Source organism: Streptomyces sp. NPDC050548, from assembly GCF_044457385.1.
Classification (GTDB): Bacteria; Actinomycetota; Actinomycetes; order Streptomycetales; family Streptomycetaceae; genus Streptomyces.
In genome coordinates, this window is the sequence record NZ_JBITGV010000020.1 from 48,189 (window position 1) to 66,526 (window position 18,338).

Consider the following 18,338-nt stretch of genomic DNA (forward strand, 5'->3'; position numbering starts at 1 on the left):
GTTCTCGTGTTGCTTTTAGGTTCCGGGGGAGATCAGTGCCGGTGCTCGTGGTCCGGGTGTGCCGGATCGCCGGGGTGCTCGTGCCCGGCGGTATACACGACTCCGGCCTTGGCCTGGTCCAACCAGCCGAAGAAGGCCCGCCGCCCGGCGGCCCGCCGCAACTCGCGCGCGACTCCCTCGCGCGCCTGGTCGTACGACACGAAGTCCTCCGATGACACCCGGCCGAACGGGTCGACGCCACGCCGTAGCGCCTCCGCCGTGAAGAAGCGGTCCCGGTTGCGGTCGTAGTAGTCCCGAACGGCCGCCTCCGCGACCTCCTGCTCGCCCTCCAGCTCGGCCAGCAGCAGCCGGGCGGCCGGGGAGTGCGCGAGGGCCGCCGCGACGATGCTGCCGAGATCCGCGACATCGGTCTCGGCTACGGCGAGCACCCGGTCCGGCGCCACCTCCGCCGGAGGCTTCAACCCCCGTTCCGCGCAAGCCCGTTGGGCCAGTTCGTCGATGACCACCACCTGGGTCGCCCATCGCCGCCGCTGCCGCTCGGCCCGGGCGAGCGCCTCGGGCCGGGTGCTCTCCCGGTCCCGCGCCGGTACGGCCGCGAGCAGCGCGTCCACCCGCCTCTTTGGAACGGTCCTGCCGCGCACCACGGCCGCGTGCTCCGTCACGGCGTCACCTCCAGCTCGACGGCCTCCGTGTAGGCGACACAGCCGTGCCAGGCGATCTTCGCGAGCAGCCAGTACGACCCGGGCGGCACCGCCGAACCGTCCACCTCGATGACGCATTCCTGCTCCGCGCCCCCGGCCACCGTGAACCCCTGACAGCCGGGTGTGACTCCGGCCCAGGTGCCCCACGAGGAGACGGCCCAGAGGGTGCCGTGGACCGGTCCACGGGTGGTGTTGCGGACGGTGACGGGCACGCGGGCGCGTTCACTCGCCCGTACGGTGATCCGCTCAACTCCAAGGCGGGACACGAGCGTTGGCCCGTGGTGCCCGTCCAGCACGTCCAGCACGTCCATCGCCACGGTGTCCTCGTAGGTCTGCCCGCCGTAGGACAGCCGGGCGGCGAGCCAGTGGCGGCCGGGGATCGGGTCGGGCGGTGGTGTCACCGTGATCTCGGAGAGGGTGAATCCGGACGGGCCCAGCGCGTACGGCAGTTCGGCGGGCTCGGCGCTCCAGCCGGGCGGCACCTCGAAGGCCACCGTCCCCGACACCGGCGCGTCGGTGAGTTCCGAGCCGACCCGGACGGTCGCGGTCACCGGACCGGCGGCGGTGAGGGTGCCGGGGGAGAGGTACACCGACACCGGCATGTTCCCGCGCGGCGCGGGGCCGGAGTTGTGCAGCCAGTAGCGGGTGTGGATCGGCTGGGCGGGTTCATGTGCCGCGATTCCAGGCCCCGTTGGAGACTCGACAGCCGTGGTCGCCAGTACCGTCGCGACCTCGAAACCGGTGAGGTCGACGACGAGCCCGCCGTCCCGCTCCGGGGCCAACTGCTCGCCGGGCGACTCCAGTACGTCGGCCCGGGCACCCTCGGTCCAGGACTGCGGCCCGCGGATCCGGGCCCGTACCGGCTGCCCGTTCACCTCGTGCATCCGTACGACGACACCGCGCCCCGGGTCGACCGGTACCGCGCAGCCCCGGGCGAGCGGGGAGCCGAGCGGCTTGAGGGCGTCGAGGACCACCTCGCCCGCCGGTTCCAGGCCGAGGAGGGTGAACTTCCTTGGCAGGGTGCCCTGTTGAGTGGAGGTCCGCAGGCGGGCCGTCAGCGGGTGGTTGAACTCGTGGCCGGCCTGGGGGAGTCGGACGTCCCGCCAGTCACCCGCGCCCGCGACCACCGCGTACTCGAACTCATGGGTCCAGCGCTGGAGTTGGAAGGCGGAGCCGTCGGGCGCCGTGCGGCGGGGCGGGTCGACCCAGATGCCGGAGGGCCAGCCGGTGCAGGAGCGCATGAGGGACATGTAGAGATCGCCGGAGGAGGTGACGACACAGCCGGGCGTGCCCCGGTTGAGGACGGCGAAGCTGCGGCCGTCCCAGGTGTCGCCCGGTGGCAGGGCCTCGCCGCCGCCCGCCGCCGTGGCCGTGAGGACCGCGTCGTCGAGGTCGGCGATCAGCGCGTCGACCGCCTTGGCGTCGTCCTCGGGGCGGGCGCCCGCCACCACCAGCAGCGGCAGCCGCTCCAGGTCGCGCAGGTCGGCCCCGGGCACCCACTCCTCGCGCAGCCCGGCCCGCGGCGCGACCCACACCGCCGCCACACCCCGCTCGGCCAGTTGCCGACGCAGCTCACGCCCGGCGGCCGGGTCCCAGCCGAGAGCCTCCGCGACCACCGAGTTGCGCTCGGGCGCGCCCACCGCGATCCGGAAGTCCGGGAGATTGGAGTCGACTTCGAGGTCGCCGTAGCGCGGCCCGCCGGCGATCGACGAGGTCGCGGTCACCCCGACACGGACGAGGGCTGCCGCGAGCGGGGCACCGAGTTCACCGGCCAAGTCCCAGTCGGCGTAGATGAGTTCGGCCACCCCGATCGACCGGTGCCCGAGCAGCCGGCCCGACTCGTCGTGCACCGCGACCCGCGCGGTGGACCCCAGCCCGAACCAGGTGTTGGCCGGGTTGTCGAGCGTCCACGGGAACTCCTCGCTGTCCACCTCGACGAACCCGAACCCGCGCCCGATCACCGCGTCCGCCACCTCGTGCACGGGCAGTCCGCCGGTCACGTCGGACGGCCAGCGCACCCGGATCAGCCGGTCGGCGCCGTCGTAGCCGTCGATCGTGGTCGTCACGTCGAGGCGCGGTACCCCGGTCCACAGCGTCAGCCGCTGCGTGTACCGGAACAGTCCGAGGTCGGCGCTGACGGTGATCCGCGAACCGGCGGGGGAGTGCTGGACATCGATGTCGGCGGTGACGTCCCGGCTGCGTGCGGCGGTGGTCCCGGTCGGCGTGAGATGCCATGGCCCCTCGCCGAAACGCGGGTGCCGCGCGTACTCCTCCTGTACGACGAGTTCGTTGCCGATGTCACCGGCGCGCAGCAACTCCCGCCCCTCCGCGGCCAGTTCGCGCAGGCTGCTGACGCCGCCGCCGCGCGCGGGGTCGACCGTCACCTCGTAGAACTCGTTGCGGATGGTGACGCCTTCGCCGGGCGTCCACTCGGGTACCGAACCCACGGCGAGCGGGAGGGCCTTGAGGCCCATGCCGGGTACATCCGGTACGACGAGCCGGAGTTGGTCGCCCTCGCGTACGGCGGGCAGCGGCAGGCCGGTGTCGTCGAGGGGGACCATGCCGGGGTCGGCGACGGTGAGTACGTCCCGTCGGTCCCAGGTCGCCGAGTTGAACACCACCAAGTCATCGGAAGCGCCCGGGAGTCGGGCGACCTTCGCGGCGATGGCCTCCGTCGCCTCGGCGTGCACCGAATCCGCCAGGTCGTACAGCTCGCGCCAGCCGGTCATCAGGTCGATGTACACCTGGTCCGACTCGGAGCCGGTGATCGCGTCGTGGTGGGCGCCGTAGATCAGCTGCCGCCAGGCCTTGTCCAACGCGGCGTCCGGGTAAGGGTGTTGGGCCACCAGCGAGGCCAGGGTGGCCCAGGCCTCGGCATCGGCGAGGAGCGTCTCGCCGTATCGCTGGGCCTGCTTGGTGTCGACGTAGGAGACGTCCTTGCCGGTGTAGATCGGGTTCATGTCCCGGGTCTGCGGGGACGCCTTGCGGCCCTCCTGGTCCAACTCGGTGCGGACGGCGGCGAAGAAGTCCCGTGGGATGCCGCTGACGAAGCGTGGCCAGACGTAACGGGCGTTCCAGTCGCGGTGGATGTCCATCACCCAGCGGCACGGCGGCGCGTAGTCCCCGCCGACCGGGAGCAGGACGTTGCGGGTGAGCGCGACCTTCTTCAGACCCCGGAACAGCTTCAGTGCCGCCGCTTCGGCCTCGGGGAGCGTGGGCGCGTTGTCGATGGCCCAGCCGGCGCCGTAGTGGTTGACCATGTAGGCGGTGAGCAGCCCGCGCCCGGATGGGGCGATCCAGCTGAACTCGGCCGGGAACTGCATGCGTTGGGGATCGCGCGGCTCCTCGCCGAAGACCGAGAGCGTCGGCCCCCACTGGTGGAACGGTCCACGCGCCCACGAACTGGACGACACCCCCGCGTCCGCCATCAGCCCGGGGAACTGCGGGTCGTGCCCGAACGCGTCGAGCTGCCAGGCGGTTTCGGGTGAGGCGCCCAGGATGCCACGCTGAAAGCCGTCCCCGTACAGGGCGTTGCGTACGGTTGCCTCGGCGCCGGTGAGGTTGGTGTTCGGCTCGTTGTAGGTGCCGCCCATGATCTCGACGCGGCCGGTGCGGATCAACTCCCTTAGAAAGGCGCGCTCTTCCGGGAAGGCGTCCCAGTAGGGCTTGAGGTAGTCGACCTCGGCGAGGACGAAGGTGTACGCGGGGTCGCGGCGGGCCAGGTCGCAGTGGGCGCGGACGAGACTCATGCCGGACCGGCCGCGCGAGTCGAAGGTGCGGGCGGGGAGACCGGTGGTGGCGGGGTCGTCGGCGACGTCCCAGGTCTCGGTGTAGGCGCCCTGGGTGTTCCACCAGACGGGGTCGTAGTGGAAGTGGCTGACCATGAACATGGTCCAGCCGGGCTCGGCGGCCGTGAACTCGGCGCTGTACGTGGCCAGTTGGACGCCGTCGGCCGCCGTCACCTCGATCGCGCACCGCTCGCCGGGCGCGAGGTCCGTCGTCACGGGTATCTCTGTGTGCGCGGTGCCGTCCTCGCCGACGACCGTCTCCGCGCTGCCGTGCACGCCCGGGCCTTCGACCGTGAGGCGCACCGGCCGGCCGGGGAGATGGGCGAGTTCGGCGGTCACCACCTGGAGCGGATGCTCGGCGGTGCCGACGAACAGCTCGGTCGACAGGGCAGCGGTCACGCGCATGGGTCTCCTACCAGAGGCTCGGCGGAGCGCCCATCCTGACACCGCGAAGATGATTCAAACAACCATCCCCGCGTAACTTCGGTGGTTCATCCATGCAGACTCGGCCGTGATCGGGGCCGGTCCGGGTTCAGATCACCGGCCCCTGCGGGACTTCACTGTGTGCTCCCCGGCGATGTGGTCGGTGAGGGCCAGCGAGGCGCTCGCGCGCTGGTAGGAGAGCTGCGCGATCCGGACGTAGAGGCAGTCGATGAGGACCAGCACCGAGTGGCGGGCGCCGATGATGCCGGTGGGGAAACTGGTCGCGGAGGACGAGGAGATGAGCCGGATGTCGGCGGCGCGGGCGAGCAGGGAGCGCGGGTCGGAGGTGAGGGCGATGGTGGTGGCGCCGCGTTCCTTGGCGAGTTCGAACGGTTCGATGGTCTCGCGCGTCGAACCCGAGTGGGAGATGCCGATGGCGACGTCCGCCGGGGTGAGCAGGGCCGCGGAGGTGGCCGCGGCGTGCACCTCGGTCCAGCCGCGCACCGCGCAGCCGATGCGGAACAGCCGGGTCTCGGTCTCCTGCGCGACCGCCCCGCTGCCGCCGATGCCGTAGACGTCGATGCGCCGGGCGCGAGCCGCGGCGGTGGCGGCGCGCTCCACCGCGTCGAGGTCGATGCGGTCGATCGTCTGTTGGACCGCTCTGAGGTCCGCGCTGCCCACGACCTGCACGACCCGCTCCAGATCGTCGTCCGGGGAGATGTCCGGGCCGATCTCGGCGGTGCCCCAGTCGGACACCTCGCCGCGCCCGCGCTCCTGGGCCAGTTCGATCAGCAGATGCTGGTACGAGTCGAGGCCCACCGCGCGGCAGAACCGGGTCACCGTCGCCTGCGAGGTTCCGGTGCGGCGGCCCAGTTCGGCGGCCGAGCAGTGGGTGACGGCGGCCGGATCCTCCAGGATCAGTTCGCCGACCTTCCGCAACGAGCCCGCCAGCCGGGGCAGCTCCGTGCGGATGAGGGTGGTGACGTCTGTCGGGGGCATGTGGAGAAGGTATCAGCCACCCCAGAGGCCATCGATTGAATACCAGGACCGCGTGTGATTTATTGATTCATTGATCGGGAAAGAATAGGTGGTTTGATCCACCGGTGGGGAGTATCGTGTGTCCGCCGAGTCCGTGAGCGCCGGGATCTTCGCGCGCGAGAGCCTGGCCGTTCTCCAGCACATCACCGAATCCAGCCGCGAGACCGTGTCCAGAGCCGCCGCACTGATCGCGGACTGCGTCCGCAGCGACGGCGTCATCCAGGCCTTCGGCACCGGCCACTCCCAGGCCATGGTCCTCGAACTCGCGGGCCGCGCAGGGGGTTTGGTGCCCACCAACCGCCTGAGCATCGCCGACCTCGTCCTCTACGGCGGCGACGCCCCGAGCGTGCTCGACGACCCGCTGCTGGAGCGGCAGGCCGGAGTCGCCGACCGGCTCTACGAGTTGGCCGCGCCCCACCCGCAGGACCTCTTCGTCATCGTCTCCAACTCCGGTGTCAACAAGGTGATCGTGGAAATGGCCCTGCGGGTGAAGGAGCGCGGCCACCGCCTCCTCGCCATCACCTCGCTCGCCCACACCCACGCCGTCCCCGCCGGTCACCCCAGCGGCAAGAAGCTCGTCGACCTCGCGGACGTCGTCCTCGACAACGCGGCCCCGCGCGGCGACGCGCTCCTCGAACTCCCGGGCGGGGGTGCCGTTTGCGCCCTGTCCACACTCACCGGCGCGATGCTCGTGCAGCTGACGGTCGCGGACGCGGCGGCCCAGCTGCTCGCCTCGGGGGACCGTCCGCCCGTGTACGTCTCGGCCAATGTGCCGGGCGGCTTCGAGGGCAACCTGGAGCTGGAGCAGCGCTACGAGGGGCGAATTCGCCGTACCGCGAGCTGAGTTCAGGGTCCCTGGACGAGCGGCCGGAGCCCCCGGAACCGGGCCGCGACCGCTCGTCGTCACCTGTGCCGCACTGGTCGGGACTCAGACGGGAATTGCTGGAATCACCGGCTGATGCTAGGCGCGGTGAATGCATCATTCAATGGGGGCTAGCGGGGGCTCACCCCGCGCGCAGGACCGTCGGCCCTTCCTCCGCGATACGGTCCACCACGGCCTCCGGCAGGCCCTCGTCGGTCACCACGGTGTCGAGCCGGTCCAGCGTGGTCACGTTGAACCGTTCCACCGTGCCCCACTTGGTGCTGTCGGCGAGCAGCGCGACCGAGCCGGCCGCCGCCATCACCGCCTGCTTGAGCAGCACCTTGTCCGTCGAGAAGCTCGTCACGCCGTGGGACAGGTCCCAGGACCCGGCGCTCAGGAACGCGAGGTCGAGATTGATCGCGCCGACCGTCCTGGCGGCCAGGGGCCCGCTGCTCGAACCGCTCGACACATCGACCTCGCCACCGGTGTGGACCGTGTGCACTGACGGCAGTTCGCACAGCGCAAGCACCGCGTGGAAGTCATTGGTGACGACGGTGAGATCCTTGCGGCCGACCAGGAACGGCACGACCGACTGACAGGTCGTCCCCGCGTCGAGAAAGACGACCATGCCGTCCTCGACGAGTTCCGCGGCCCGCCCGGCGATGGCCTGCTTCCGGGGCATCTCCAGCGCCGCGCGCGACGCCCGCTCACGCGGTGGCGCGTGCCCGGTCCAGTCGGCGAGCCTGACCCCGCCCTGCACCGAGACCACCTGCCCGCTCTTCTCCAGCGCGGTGATGTCCCGGCGCACCGTCATATGCGAGACGTTCAGCGCCGCCGTCAGGTCGTGGATGCTCAGCACCCCGCTGCTCCTCAGCAGGCGCAACAGCTCCTGATGGCGTTGCTCGGGAATCAGGGGTGCCCTGCTCAATGCGTCTCCTCGAAGCCTGGGTGGAGCGGTGGCCGATCGGGGTCAGCCTAACTTCGTGTGACAAGGGGCGTGACAAGATGTGAATTCATGTTCTAGCGTGTGCTCTCATGGTAACAAAGTTTAACGCCCTGGAATCAATCACCCATACGGGCGCGCTGCTCATCGTCCGCCTCGACAGCGCCGAAGAGGCCCTTGCCGTCTCCGAGGCGGCCATCGAGGGCGGCATCCGGGCCCTGGAGATCACCCTCTCCGTCCCGGGTGCGCTGGACGTCATCACCAAGCTCTCCCGGCGCTACGGCGACGACGGCATCCTCGTCGGCGCCGGCACCGTCCTGGACGAGCACTCCGCATACGAATGCATCTCCGCCGGCGCCCGTCTCCTGGTCAGCCCGAACCTCAACCCGGCCATGCTGACCACCGCCAACCGCTACCAGGCCGTCACTATCAGCGGCGCCTACACCCCGACCGAGATCGTCGACACCATGCAGGCCGGCGCCGACATCGTGAAGCTCTTCCCCGCGGAGTTCGTCGGCCCCGAGTACGTCCGCACGGTCCGCGCCCCGCTCCCGCAGGCCCCGCTCATGCCCGCCGGTGGCGTCACAGCCGACAACGTCAAGGAATGGTTCGACGCCGGAGTCGTAGCGGTCGGCGTCGGCAGCTTCGTCACCAAGGCCGCCCGCGCCGACGGCAATTACCGGCACGTCACCGAGGCCGCCGCCACGATGCTGCGCGCCATCGAAGGCGCCAGGGCCTGATAACCCGTCAGGGGGGAAGCACTCGCCTTCGCCCCTCGTCCCCAACTCCCCATCACCCGCACGGTGGTTCCCCGAGGAGCTCTCCATGGTTCAGCAGTCCCTCACCCCCGAAACCCCCGAATCCCTCGACCTGGGCGACACCGCCCGCCGGACCTCGCTCCGCATCCGCTGGGTCCTGGTGGCCCTCCTCGTGATCGGCGGGGTCGTCAACTACCTCGACCGCGCCACGCTCAGCGTCGCCAACACCACCATCGCCGGTGAATTCGGCCTGAACGCCACCGAGATGGGACTGCTGCTCGCCGCCTTCTCCTGGCCGTACGCCATCGCCAACCTCCCCGCCGGCTACCTCGTCGACCGCTTCGGCCCCAAGCGCATGTACGCCTGGGCCGCCGGACTCTGGTCCCTGATGACCATGGTCACCGCCGCCGCCCACTCCTTCGGCCTGCTCTACGCCGCCCGGGTCGCCCTCGGCGTCGCCGAGTCGCCGTTCTTCACGGCCAGCCTCAAGGTCAACGAGCGCTGGTTCAACAAGGACGAGCGCGCGCTGCCCATCTCGATCGTCAACACCGGCTCGCAGATCGCCAACGCCATCGCCCCGCCGATCCTCACCGGCCTTCTCCTGACGGTCGGTTGGCGCGGCATGTTCGTCGCCGTCGGCGCCCTCGGCATCGTCGTCATGCTGGTGTGGCTGCGCGTCTACCGGGACCCCTCCCTGCGTGAGCAGGCCCTCGTCCGGGGTGAGGAGTTGGCGGCGGCCCGCGCGAACGAGCAGGCGAAGCCCGCGAGTTGGGGAGCGCTGTTCAAGCAGCGCAACACCTACTTCATGATCCTCGGCGCCTTCGGCATCTTCTACACGGTCTGGGTCTATCTGACCTGGCTGCCCAGCTACCTCCAGACCTCCCGCGGCCTCAGCCTCTCCGAGACCGGGTGGCTCTCCTCGCTGCCCTACCTCTGCGGCATCCTCGGCGTCCTCTTCGGCGGCTGGCTCTCCGGCCGGCTGATCCGCCGGGGCGTCCCCGCCGTCGTCTCCCGCAAGGTCCCCATCGTCGGCGGCTCCGTGCTCGCCGCGGCCGCGGTCCTGCCCGTGGCGTACGTCCACAGCACCCCGCTCGCCCTCACCCTGCTGTCCCTCGGCTACTTCGCCGCCCAGGTCCCGATGGGCTGCCTGTGGACGCTCGCCTCCGACATCGCCGAGTCCCACCAGGTCGCCTCGCTGGGCGCGATCCAGAACTTCGGCGGCTTCCTCGGCGCGGCCATGGCGCCCATCGTCACCGGTGCGATCCTGGACGCGACCGGCAACAACTACACGGACGTCTTCCTCGTCGGCGGAGCACTGCTGCTGCTCGGCGGGATGTCGTACCTGTTCTTCGTGAAGGACCGCCGCGCATGACCCTCGTTCCACGGGTGTACTTCGTGATCGGCCCGGCCGGGTCGGGCAAGACCGGCGTGGCCCGGCTGATCGCCGAGCTGAGCGGTGCCGCGTACATCGACAAGGACACCGCCTGCACCCGCCTCACCGAAGCGCTCCTCGAACTGGCCGGCACGGACCCGTCGGAGCGTGACCTCAACCCGTACTACCAGTCGGTGGTGATGGACCTCGAATACGCGACGATCCTCGACCTGGCCGCCGACAACCTGCGGGTCGGCCGCCCCGTCGTACTGGACGCCCCGTTCGGCCGCTACTTCTCCCGGCCGGACCACCTCGCGGACGTGACATACCGTCACGACTGGCCGGCGGACGTCGAGTTGGTCGTCGTCCAGGTGCAGGTCGACTCGGACACGGCCCGCGAACGCGTGCACGCCCGCGGCTGTGCCCGGGACCGGTCCAAACTCGCCGACTGGGACACGTTCTGGAAGGCGGCCGAGGCCAACGAGTGCCGCTGGAACGACGGCCGCCGACTGGTCTTCGACAACCGGGCCGCCGGCATCACGGCGGACGAGGTCGCCCGCGCGCTGGCGGGCCTGACCACATAGGAGACGGCTCAGTCCCGCCGAGCCACCAGCCGGTAAGCGTTCGACACCCCCAGCCGGTGCGAAAGCCGCTTCACCACGAACCGGTCCAGCAGCGTGCCCAGGATCAGCGCCGGGATCCCCGCGATCAGCACGGCCGCGCGGCCCGTACGGGCCAGGCCGGACGGGGGTTCCGGCAGCCACGGGAGGTTGTCGCGGGGCGCGGCCGTGTCCAGGGCCAGCCAGGTGCCGGCGAGGAGGTCGACCGGGTCGTGCGGCTCCGCGTGCTGCTCCGCCACGACCGTGAAGCCGAGGTCCGTGAGCCGGGCGCGCAGGTTTTGGACCGGGACAAAGTGCAGGTGCTGCGGCTGGAGCCACGGCAGCCACCAGCGGCCCAGCAGCCGGGAGTAGCGGCTGTCGGGGTCCGGGACCTCGATCAGCAGATGCCCGCCGGGACGAACGGCCGTGTGCGCGGCGGCCAGTTCGCGCTCGGGCTCCGTGCTGTGCTCCAGGTAGTGGAACATGCTGACGACGTCGTAGTGGCCCGCGAGATTCGGGGCCAGTTCAGGGAAGCTGCCGCGGTAGCCGCGCTCCACCCGCCCCGCCTGCTCGGCGAGTTCGGCGCCGTCCGTGAAGTCGAGACCGTCGAAGGTGGTGTCGGGATACACCGCGCGGGCCGACTCGCAGAAGTGCCCGTGACCGGTGCCGACGTCCAGCCAGTTCTTGGGAGTCGGCGAATGCGGGAGCAGTGACTCCGCGCGCTGCTCGTACATCTTGGTACGGGCCGCGAACGTGTTGCCCAACTGCTTCTCGCCCAGGCCGTCGTAGAAGTCCCGGTAGTAGAACTCCAGCCCCGCCGGGCTCAGTCGGGGATTCTGGAACGTGTGCCGGCAGTCCTCGCAGCGGTCCAGGACGAACGTGCCCGGCTTGTGCTGGATCAGATCCCTCGTGCGCAGCCGGGTCTTGAGCCGCGACGAGTCGCACCAGGGGCAGGTCTCGCGCCGGGGCTCGAAGAAGCGGTCGAGACCGTCGGCCAAGTCGGCCTGGTAGACGGGCCGCAGCGCCGCCACCTGGTCGTTGCGGCTGGGAGCCTTGGGTTCGTCCTCGGTGCTCACGGGGTCTCCTTCGGGGACGCGCCGGTGGCCAGCAGTTCCAGATGGGTGGCCGCCGCGCGGCTGCCTCCGGCCGCGCGGAACGCTGTACGGATGCGGTCGGCCGCGGCGCGGTGTTCGGGTTCGTGGAGTACGGCGTCGATCGCCGCGCCCAGCTTCGGTGCGGTGACCCGGCCGAAGCGGACCCGGATGCCCGCGCCCGCGCCGGTGACCTGCCCGGCGATCACCGGCTGGTCGTCGCGGATGGGCGCCACGACCAGCGGGACGCCGTGCCACAGCGCCTCGCACACCGTGTTGTGCCCGGCATGCGAGACCACCGCGTCTGCCCTTTCGAGGAGCGGGAGTTGGGGGATGGAGGGCAGGACGAGGAGGTCCTTGTCCTCTTCGTCGGACCGGTCCAATGCGCCGCCCGGGTCGGCGATCACCGCCTGGACGCGGTCCGTTCGCGCCCGCAGTGCCGTGACGCACTCGGTGAGGAAGCGGGCGCCCACATCGGTGTTGGCGGTGCCGAGACTGACCAGGACCAGGGAGCGGGACCGGTCCAGCCAGTCCCAGGGGAAGTCCGGCGCGGCCGGGCGGGGCGCGATCGACGGGCCCACCCAGCGGATCTGCTCGCCCTGCCGCGCCTCGGGACCGACCAGTTCCGGGGTGCTGAACGCGAGCACCAGATGCGGCGAGAAGCGCGGGTCGCCGGTGCCGGACGGGTCGCCGAGGTCGGCGCGGAGCCCCTGCAACAACTCGTCCAGCCAGAGGCCCACTTTGGGGATGCCCGCGAACACATCGGTGAACTCGGCCGAGGTGGTCGCCGAGGTCGCCCACGGCACCCCGAGGCGCTCCGCCACCAGGCCGCCGGCCAGGGCCTGTTGGTCGGTGACGACCACGTCGGGCCCGAACTCCTCGACAGCGGTGGCGACTCCGGGCGCCATCTGCTCGGCGAGCGGCGCGAGGAACGCCTCCCACAGGAACTTCAGCGCCTCCGGACCGCGGATGTCGGGCGGCCGTACGCCCTCGCCCGTGCCCGGGACCGGTCCTGCGCACGGGAACACCCGCGCCGACTCGCCCGCGAGCCGCCGTACGAGGGCGGGGTCGGCGCAGGCCCAGGCCAACTCGTGGCCGCGCGAGGCGAGTTCGGCCGCCACGCCCGTCGCCGGGTTGATGTGGCCGACCAACGGCGGTACGACGAACAGGAACCGGCTCACCGGACGGCCACCTCGGTCGCGCTCGCCTCCTGGATCAGGGAGAGGATGTGGCCGCCGACCGTGCCCGCCGCCTCCACCAGCACCGAGTGCTCGTGGCCGGGGACGACGACGGTCCGGCAGTCCGGCAGCACGGACTCCAGCCAGGGGGCGAGCAGGGCGAGATCGGAGTCGCCGCCGTAGACGCCGAGCACCGGGCAGCGCACCGCGCGGATCTGCTCCTCCGTCAACACCCTGCTGGCCGGGATGTCCTGGGAGAGGGAGGTCTCCCGGGCGAGTTTGGCCGCGCCCTTCGCGAGACGGGCCGTGTTGTGGCCGCGGTTCGCGCTGATCCAGGCGATCGCGTCGTCCTCGTTGTGCGCCAGCTCGTGCAGCACACGGTCCAGGATGTTGCCGAGCTTCGGCGCCCAGGCGTCGGTCGCCGGTTCCGACTCGATGAGGGAGACACTGGCGGCCCGCTCCGGATGGCGGGCCGCGTAGCCGAACGCGACTGTCCCGCCGTAGGAGTTGCCGACCAGATGGACCGGTCCCGTCACCTCCAGGCGGTCGAGCAGCGCCTCCAGGTCGTCGATGTTGTCGTCCAGGGTGTAACCGGTCGCTGGGCGCGCGCTGCGGCCGTGACCGCGCAGGTCGTACATGACGACGTCGACGCCGGCCAGCGCGAACGGCGGGGCGAGGGTGAAGTAGTAGCTGGCCAGGCTGTCGGTGAGCAGACCGTGCACGAGCACCGCCGTGGCGGTCACCGGGCGACCGTCGGGCGGGCTCATTCGCTGTACGTGCAGCCGGAGTTGACCGGTGTCGACCATTGCCATGGCTCAGCCCGCCTCGGCTGCCTTGAGGCTCTGCACGACGTACTCGACGAGCCGCCCGACGGTGAGTTCGATGATCTCGTCGAACTCCATCCCGGCCAGGAACTCGGCGAAGTTGACCTTCGTGCCGTAGTGCTCCTGGAGCAGCCCGGCCAGGGTCACCAGGTCGATGCTCTCCAGCTCCAGGTCGCGGTTGAAGGTCGTCGTCATGGTGATCTCGACGTCGTCGACGCCGTACTCGTCCTCCAGGAGCGCGGTCAGCATGCCGGTGAGGTCGGCGAGGACGGTGTCCTCGGTGGTGGGGGTCATCGGTCGTACTCCTCTTCGTGCGCGGGTCCCGTCGTCCAGGCCACGACATAGGTCCTGTCCGGCAGATTGGGGGGATTGCCGGCCGGCTCGCAGTGCACGGTGTAGGCGCGTTCCAGTCGCCCGGACACCAACAGCCGTGATCCGGAGACCACTTGGAAGACGGCGAAATCGCGCGGCCGGCCACCGAAGCCGGTGCCCTCCGCCTTGGCGACCGACTCCTTCGCCGCCCAGAAGCGGGTGAACCACAGCGCCTCCGACTCGCCGGACGCCGTCAACTGGGCCCGCAGGAGCGCGAGTTCCTCCTCGCCGAGAGCGGCGGCGAGGGTGGCGGGGTCGCGTTCGACGACTTCCTCGATGTCGATTCCGGGCCCGGGTTCGGGGGAGTGCGGCCGTACGATCGCGACGGCGGCCTCGGCGGTGTGGGCCAGTGAGACGTCCAGCGGGGGCAGGGTGCGGCCGTGCAGGCCGGTGACGTAGGGGCGGCCCGCCTCGTCGTTGTGGACCCGGATCTCGGCCGGGAAGACGGGACCCTCGCCTTGACCCCAGAGCCACTGCCGTACCGCGTCCTTCAACGCGATCCGGCCCAGCAGCCACTGCCGGCGACCGCGCGGCGGATGCTCCGCGTACTGCGAACGCTCCACGCTGCTCAGGGAGTTGCGCATGATGAGGTCACGGGAGGCGAGGTCGGGCCAGCGCTCGTGCAGCAGGGTCCGGCCGCCGGGGCGGGCCTCGGAGAGCGTGTTGCGTTCGGGGAAGCGCTCGACCGGCCTGGTCTGCGGGTCGTTGTCGAAACGCCGGTCCTGCCAGCCGGTCAGCTCCGCCCACACCGCGCCGTCGGCCGTGAGCTGTACGTCGCATTCGAGCGCGGTGTCGGTGAGCGAGGTGATCCGCACCAGGCACCCAACTTCCGTGCCGGGGCGCGGATGGGGGCCGTAGAAGCGCATCTCGCGCATGCCGACCGGGAAGACGACGGTGCGTTCGGTGCGGGTCGACATGATCCAGTAGCCGAGGATCTGGCCCACGTTGTCGAGCAGGGAGCCCGGGGCGGGCGGGGTGGTGATCACGCCGCGTACATGGCGGTCGCCGATCGCGGTGAGTTCGGTGACGCCCTGGAACGCCGGGCCGTGGAACATCCAGCGCTCGTCGTAGAGATGGGACGCGGTGTGGTCGGGGACGCGCTCGGTGGTCGGATCCGGGCGGGGGTGGGGAGGAGGCGCGGTCGCGTACGCGGGGGCCAGTTCGACCGCGCCGCGGGCGTGCGGGCCGAAGGAGACGGCGAGCCGGCCGGAGGCCTCGGTGACCACCCGCACCGGTACGTCGAGCGCCGGTGTCGCCGTCAGCCAGCGGTCGAAGCGCGCGTCGTGCACGGCGACCGCCCGCATGCCGGGCGCGGTCCGCTCCGCCGCCTCGATGATGTGCTGCACGATCGTGGTGGCCGGTACCACCGGCCAACGGTCCGCCACATCCGGCCAGTTGGGGCGCTGCGGGAAGAAGCAGTGGTCCATGAGGTAGGGCATGGACTCGGGGGAGACATGGACCGTGGTCTGCCATTCCCTGGGCGGAGCGGGCGGCTGCTGCCGGGGTGGCGCGGGGATGGTCGCCACTGTACGGCGGCTGCCCGCGGTGAGGAGTTGGGCGGCCGTGTCGGCGGTCTCCCGCATCAGGGCGTACAGTTCGGCGGCTGCCGGGAAGCGGTCGGTGAGTGCGTCCAGGGGGGATGTGGCGGCGCTCGTCGGGAGCGGTGTGCGCAGTTCCGCCCGCAGCTTCACCAGGCTCGGGCCGTCGAGGGACACCAGCGACCCGTCCAGGTCGAGCCGCACGGGCGGGCGTTCCCGCCGTAGCGGCTTCTTCGCCGACGTGAGTGCCGCCGGGGCGACCGCTCCGCCCGCCGCCCACAACGCCACTGCCACCCGCCGGAGTTGGGCGAGCCCTGAGCGGTGGGGCGAGTTGGCGGCGATCACCAGATGGTCGCGTCCGCTCAGTGTCGCGTCGATCAGGGAACCGAGTTGGCCGGTGCCGACCTGGACGAACGCGCGATGACCGGCGTCGTACATGGCCTCGACGAGCTGCCGGAAGCGCACGGGCTCCAGCAGATGCCGGATGAAGAGTTCGCGGACCGCCTTCTCGTCCGTGGGGAACGGCGAGGAGGTCGTCCCCGACCACAGGGGGACCGTCGGCGGATGCAGGCGGAAGCGGTTCGTGGCTTCCTCGATCGGCGCGAGGTAGGGCCTCAACATCGGTGTGTGGAAGCCGGATTGGAACGGCAGCACCTGGCTCAGGACACCCTGCGCGCGGAACGACCGCACGAACGCGTCCACCGCCTGGTCCGGCCCGCACACCATCGACTGGCCCGGCGCGTTGTCGTGGGAGAGGACGATCCCGGAGTCCGGCCACTCGTCGGCGAGCGCCGACAGCACGCGCTCGGCGGGAGCGCCGATCGCGCCGAAGGCCAGCCCCGGCACGGTCACCGAGTCCGGGTCGAACGACTCCATGAAATCGCTCACCTCGTCCGGCGAGTACACCCCGGCGGCCGTCATCGCCGTCCACTCGCCGACACTGTGCCCGGCGACCGCGTCGGGCACGACGCCCATCCGGCGCAGCGCGGCGTCCAACAGCCGTCCCACGCCCACCACATCGAAGCCGTGGCGGCCGACATCCCCCACCTGTGCGGGAGTTGAGGACTTGTTCTCGCGGAGTCCGAAGTGCGCGGCCACGTCCTCGACCCGGGGCGTGAAGTCGCCCTCCAGGCCCGGGAAGACGAACGCCAGCTTGCCGCCACCCGCGCCGAGCAGCGGGCTCGGCGTGAACCACACATCGCTACGACCCTGCCACGCCCGCCCCTTGGCGACCGCGCGCCGGGCGAGCGCGAGCCGTTTGGCGTCCGGGGCGACGATGCCGAGGCGGGAGCGGCCGGAGAGGGAGTTGGCTGTGGCTGCTGCCAGTAGTGCGGAGTCGTCCGCGTCCAGCAGCGCGGCCAGCGCCTCGGGGCTGTCGGCGGCGAGGGTCAGCACGCGTTCCGGCTCGTCGACGACCGCCGTCGCCGAACGTGGTGCGCGCGCCCCCGGTGCCTCCTCCAGCACGACATGCGCGTTGATGCCGCCGAACCCGAACGCGTTCACCGCCGCCCGCCGTACCGGCTGTTCGGGCGTCGTCTCCCAGAGCGCCGCCTTCTCCAGCGGACGGAACCGGGTGGCCGCGAGCGCCGGATGCGGGTCGTCGCAGTGCAGGGTCGGCAGCAGTGTCCCGTGGTGCACGGCGAGGGCGGCCTTGATCAGACCGGCCACTCCGGCGGCCGGCATCGTGTGGCCGATCATCGACTTCACGGAGCCGATGACCGCATCGCCGTCGGGTCCGAACACCTCGGCCAGCGTGGCCAGTTCGGCCCCGTCACCGGCGGGCGTCGCCGTGCCGTGCGCCTCCAGCAGCCCGATCGAATGGGGCAGCGCCGGATCCAGCCCGGCCGCCTCCCAGGCCTGTCGTACGGCGTGGGTCTGACCGGTCGAGTCGGGGTTGACGAGACTCGCGGCGCGGCCGTCGCTGGAGACACCGGTGCCCCGGATGACGGCGTAGATCCGGTCGCCGTCGCGTTCGGCGTCGGCGAGGCGCTTGAGGACGACGACTCCTGTGCCCTCGCCGATCAGGATGCCGTCGGCGTCCCGGTGGAAGGGGCGGATCCGCTGGCTCGGGGAGAGGGCGCGGAGTTGGGAGAACACGCTCCACAGGGTGATGTCGTGGCAGTGGTGGACGCCTCCGGCGAGCATCAAGTCGCAGCGCCCGGCGGCGAGTTCGGTGACCGCCTGGTCGACGGCGATCAGTGAGGACGCGCAGGCCGCGTCCACCGTGTATGCCGGGCCGCGCAGGTCGAGACGGTTGGCGACGCGGGACGCCGCGAGGTTCGGCACGAGGCCGATGACCGACTCGGGGCTGTCGGGACCGAGGCTGTCGGTGAACGCCGAGCGGATCCGGTCGAGTTGACCGGCGTCCAGATCGGGCAGCAACTCGCCCAGGGTGCGGACGAGTTGGCCCGCCGTACGGACCCGCTGGTCGAGTCGGACCAGGCCGGGGGTGAGATAGCCGCCCCGGCCGAGCACCACGCCGACGCGATGCCGGTCGGGCAGCCGGGACTCACCGCCCGCGTCGGCGAGGGCGGCGGCGGCCACGTGGAGGGCGATGAGCTGGTCGGGTTCGGTGCCGGGCACCGAGTTCGGCATGATGCCGAATCGGGTGACCTCGACCTCGGCCAGCTCGTCGACGAAGCCGCCGCGCCGGCAGTACACCTGGTCGGCCACGGCCGGACCGCTCGCGGAGTCCGGCCGGTAGTAGTCGGCGTCCCAACGCCCGTCCGGCACCTCGCTGATGGCATCGGCGCCCGCGAGCAGATTCCGCCAGTACGCGTCGAGGTCGGCGGCGCCGGGCAGCAGCACCGCCATTCCCACGATCGCGACCGGCACTTGACGGTCGGTCATG

Annotated in this window: 13 protein-coding genes; 4 read left to right on the top strand and 9 right to left on the bottom strand. The window is 71.3% G+C overall.

Annotated elements, in window-relative coordinates:
• Positions 1–32: 32 nt before the first annotated feature.
• The 3 genes from ACIBJH_RS39585 to ACIBJH_RS39595 all read right to left on the bottom strand — a co-directional run bounded on the left by ACIBJH_RS39585 (position 33) and on the right by ACIBJH_RS39595 (position 5,911).
• Entirely contained in the window at positions 33–662 is a 630-nt protein-coding gene (locus ACIBJH_RS39585) for a peptidyl-prolyl cis-trans isomerase (protein ID WP_399121776.1), read from the bottom strand.
• A complete protein-coding gene (locus ACIBJH_RS39590) occupies positions 659–4,894 on the bottom strand; it encodes an NEW3 domain-containing protein (protein WP_399121777.1) in 4,236 nt (1,411 codons plus the stop codon). The genes ACIBJH_RS39585 and ACIBJH_RS39590 overlap by 4 nt, the downstream gene beginning before the upstream one ends.
• 132 nt (positions 4,895–5,026) lie before the next feature.
• Positions 5,027–5,911: a MurR/RpiR family transcriptional regulator gene (locus ACIBJH_RS39595; protein WP_399121778.1), complete on the bottom strand. Its 885-nt coding sequence runs from the start codon at positions 5,909–5,911 to the stop codon at positions 5,027–5,029.
• A gap of 118 nt (positions 5,912–6,029) precedes the next feature.
• Between ACIBJH_RS39595 and ACIBJH_RS39600 the strand changes: the two genes are divergently transcribed.
• The gene (locus ACIBJH_RS39600; protein WP_399121779.1) at positions 6,030–6,794 is read left to right on the top strand and encodes a sugar isomerase domain-containing protein; all 765 of its coding nucleotides are present in this window, start codon (positions 6,030–6,032) and stop codon (positions 6,792–6,794) included.
• 160 nt (positions 6,795–6,954) lie between these two features.
• Here ACIBJH_RS39600 and ACIBJH_RS39605 read toward each other — a convergent pair whose 3' ends face one another.
• Positions 6,955–7,740 (bottom strand): DeoR/GlpR family DNA-binding transcription regulator, encoded by a 786-nt coding sequence (locus ACIBJH_RS39605; RefSeq protein ID WP_399121780.1) that lies wholly within the window; start codon positions 7,738–7,740, stop codon positions 6,955–6,957.
• 107 nt (positions 7,741–7,847) lie between these two features.
• Here ACIBJH_RS39605 and ACIBJH_RS39610 point away from each other — a divergent pair, with 107 nt between their 5' ends.
• The 3 genes from ACIBJH_RS39610 to ACIBJH_RS39620 all read left to right on the top strand — a co-directional run bounded on the left by ACIBJH_RS39610 (position 7,848) and on the right by ACIBJH_RS39620 (position 10,469).
• The gene (locus ACIBJH_RS39610) at positions 7,848–8,495 is read left to right on the top strand and encodes a bifunctional 4-hydroxy-2-oxoglutarate aldolase/2-dehydro-3-deoxy-phosphogluconate aldolase (RefSeq protein WP_399121781.1); all 648 of its coding nucleotides are present in this window, start codon (positions 7,848–7,850) and stop codon (positions 8,493–8,495) included.
• An 85-nt stretch (positions 8,496–8,580) separates the two neighbouring features.
• Positions 8,581–9,885 (top strand): MFS transporter, encoded by a 1,305-nt coding sequence (locus ACIBJH_RS39615; RefSeq protein ID WP_399121782.1) that lies wholly within the window; start codon positions 8,581–8,583, stop codon positions 9,883–9,885.
• Positions 9,882–10,469, top strand: a complete 588-nt coding sequence (locus tag ACIBJH_RS39620) for an AAA family ATPase (protein WP_399121783.1) — start codon at positions 9,882–9,884, stop codon at positions 10,467–10,469. The genes ACIBJH_RS39615 and ACIBJH_RS39620 overlap by 4 nt, the downstream gene beginning before the upstream one ends.
• Before the next feature lie 8 nt (positions 10,470–10,477).
• Here ACIBJH_RS39620 and ACIBJH_RS39625 read toward each other — a convergent pair whose 3' ends face one another.
• The 5 genes from ACIBJH_RS39625 to ACIBJH_RS39645 are packed head-to-tail and all read right to left on the bottom strand — an operon-like array spanning position 10,478 to position 18,337.
• Positions 10,478–11,560 (bottom strand): class I SAM-dependent methyltransferase, encoded by a 1,083-nt coding sequence (locus ACIBJH_RS39625; RefSeq protein ID WP_399121784.1) that lies wholly within the window; start codon positions 11,558–11,560, stop codon positions 10,478–10,480.
• Complete coding sequence (locus ACIBJH_RS39630; protein ID WP_399121785.1) at positions 11,557–12,756, bottom strand: glycosyltransferase; 1,200 nt, start codon at positions 12,754–12,756, stop codon at positions 11,557–11,559. The genes ACIBJH_RS39625 and ACIBJH_RS39630 overlap by 4 nt, the downstream gene beginning before the upstream one ends.
• The gene (locus ACIBJH_RS39635; protein ID WP_399121786.1) at positions 12,753–13,565 is read right to left on the bottom strand and encodes an alpha/beta fold hydrolase; all 813 of its coding nucleotides are present in this window, start codon (positions 13,563–13,565) and stop codon (positions 12,753–12,755) included. Before ACIBJH_RS39635 ends, ACIBJH_RS39630 begins: the two co-directional genes overlap by 4 nt.
• A gap of 3 nt (positions 13,566–13,568) precedes the next feature.
• A complete protein-coding gene (locus tag ACIBJH_RS39640; protein ID WP_019071397.1) occupies positions 13,569–13,871 on the bottom strand; it encodes an acyl carrier protein in 303 nt (100 codons plus the stop codon).
• On the bottom strand, positions 13,868–18,337 hold the full coding sequence (locus ACIBJH_RS39645; RefSeq protein WP_399121787.1) for a beta-ketoacyl synthase N-terminal-like domain-containing protein: 4,470 nt from the start codon (positions 18,335–18,337) through the stop codon (positions 13,868–13,870). Before ACIBJH_RS39645 ends, ACIBJH_RS39640 begins: the two co-directional genes overlap by 4 nt.
• Position 18,338 lies beyond the last annotated feature (1 nt).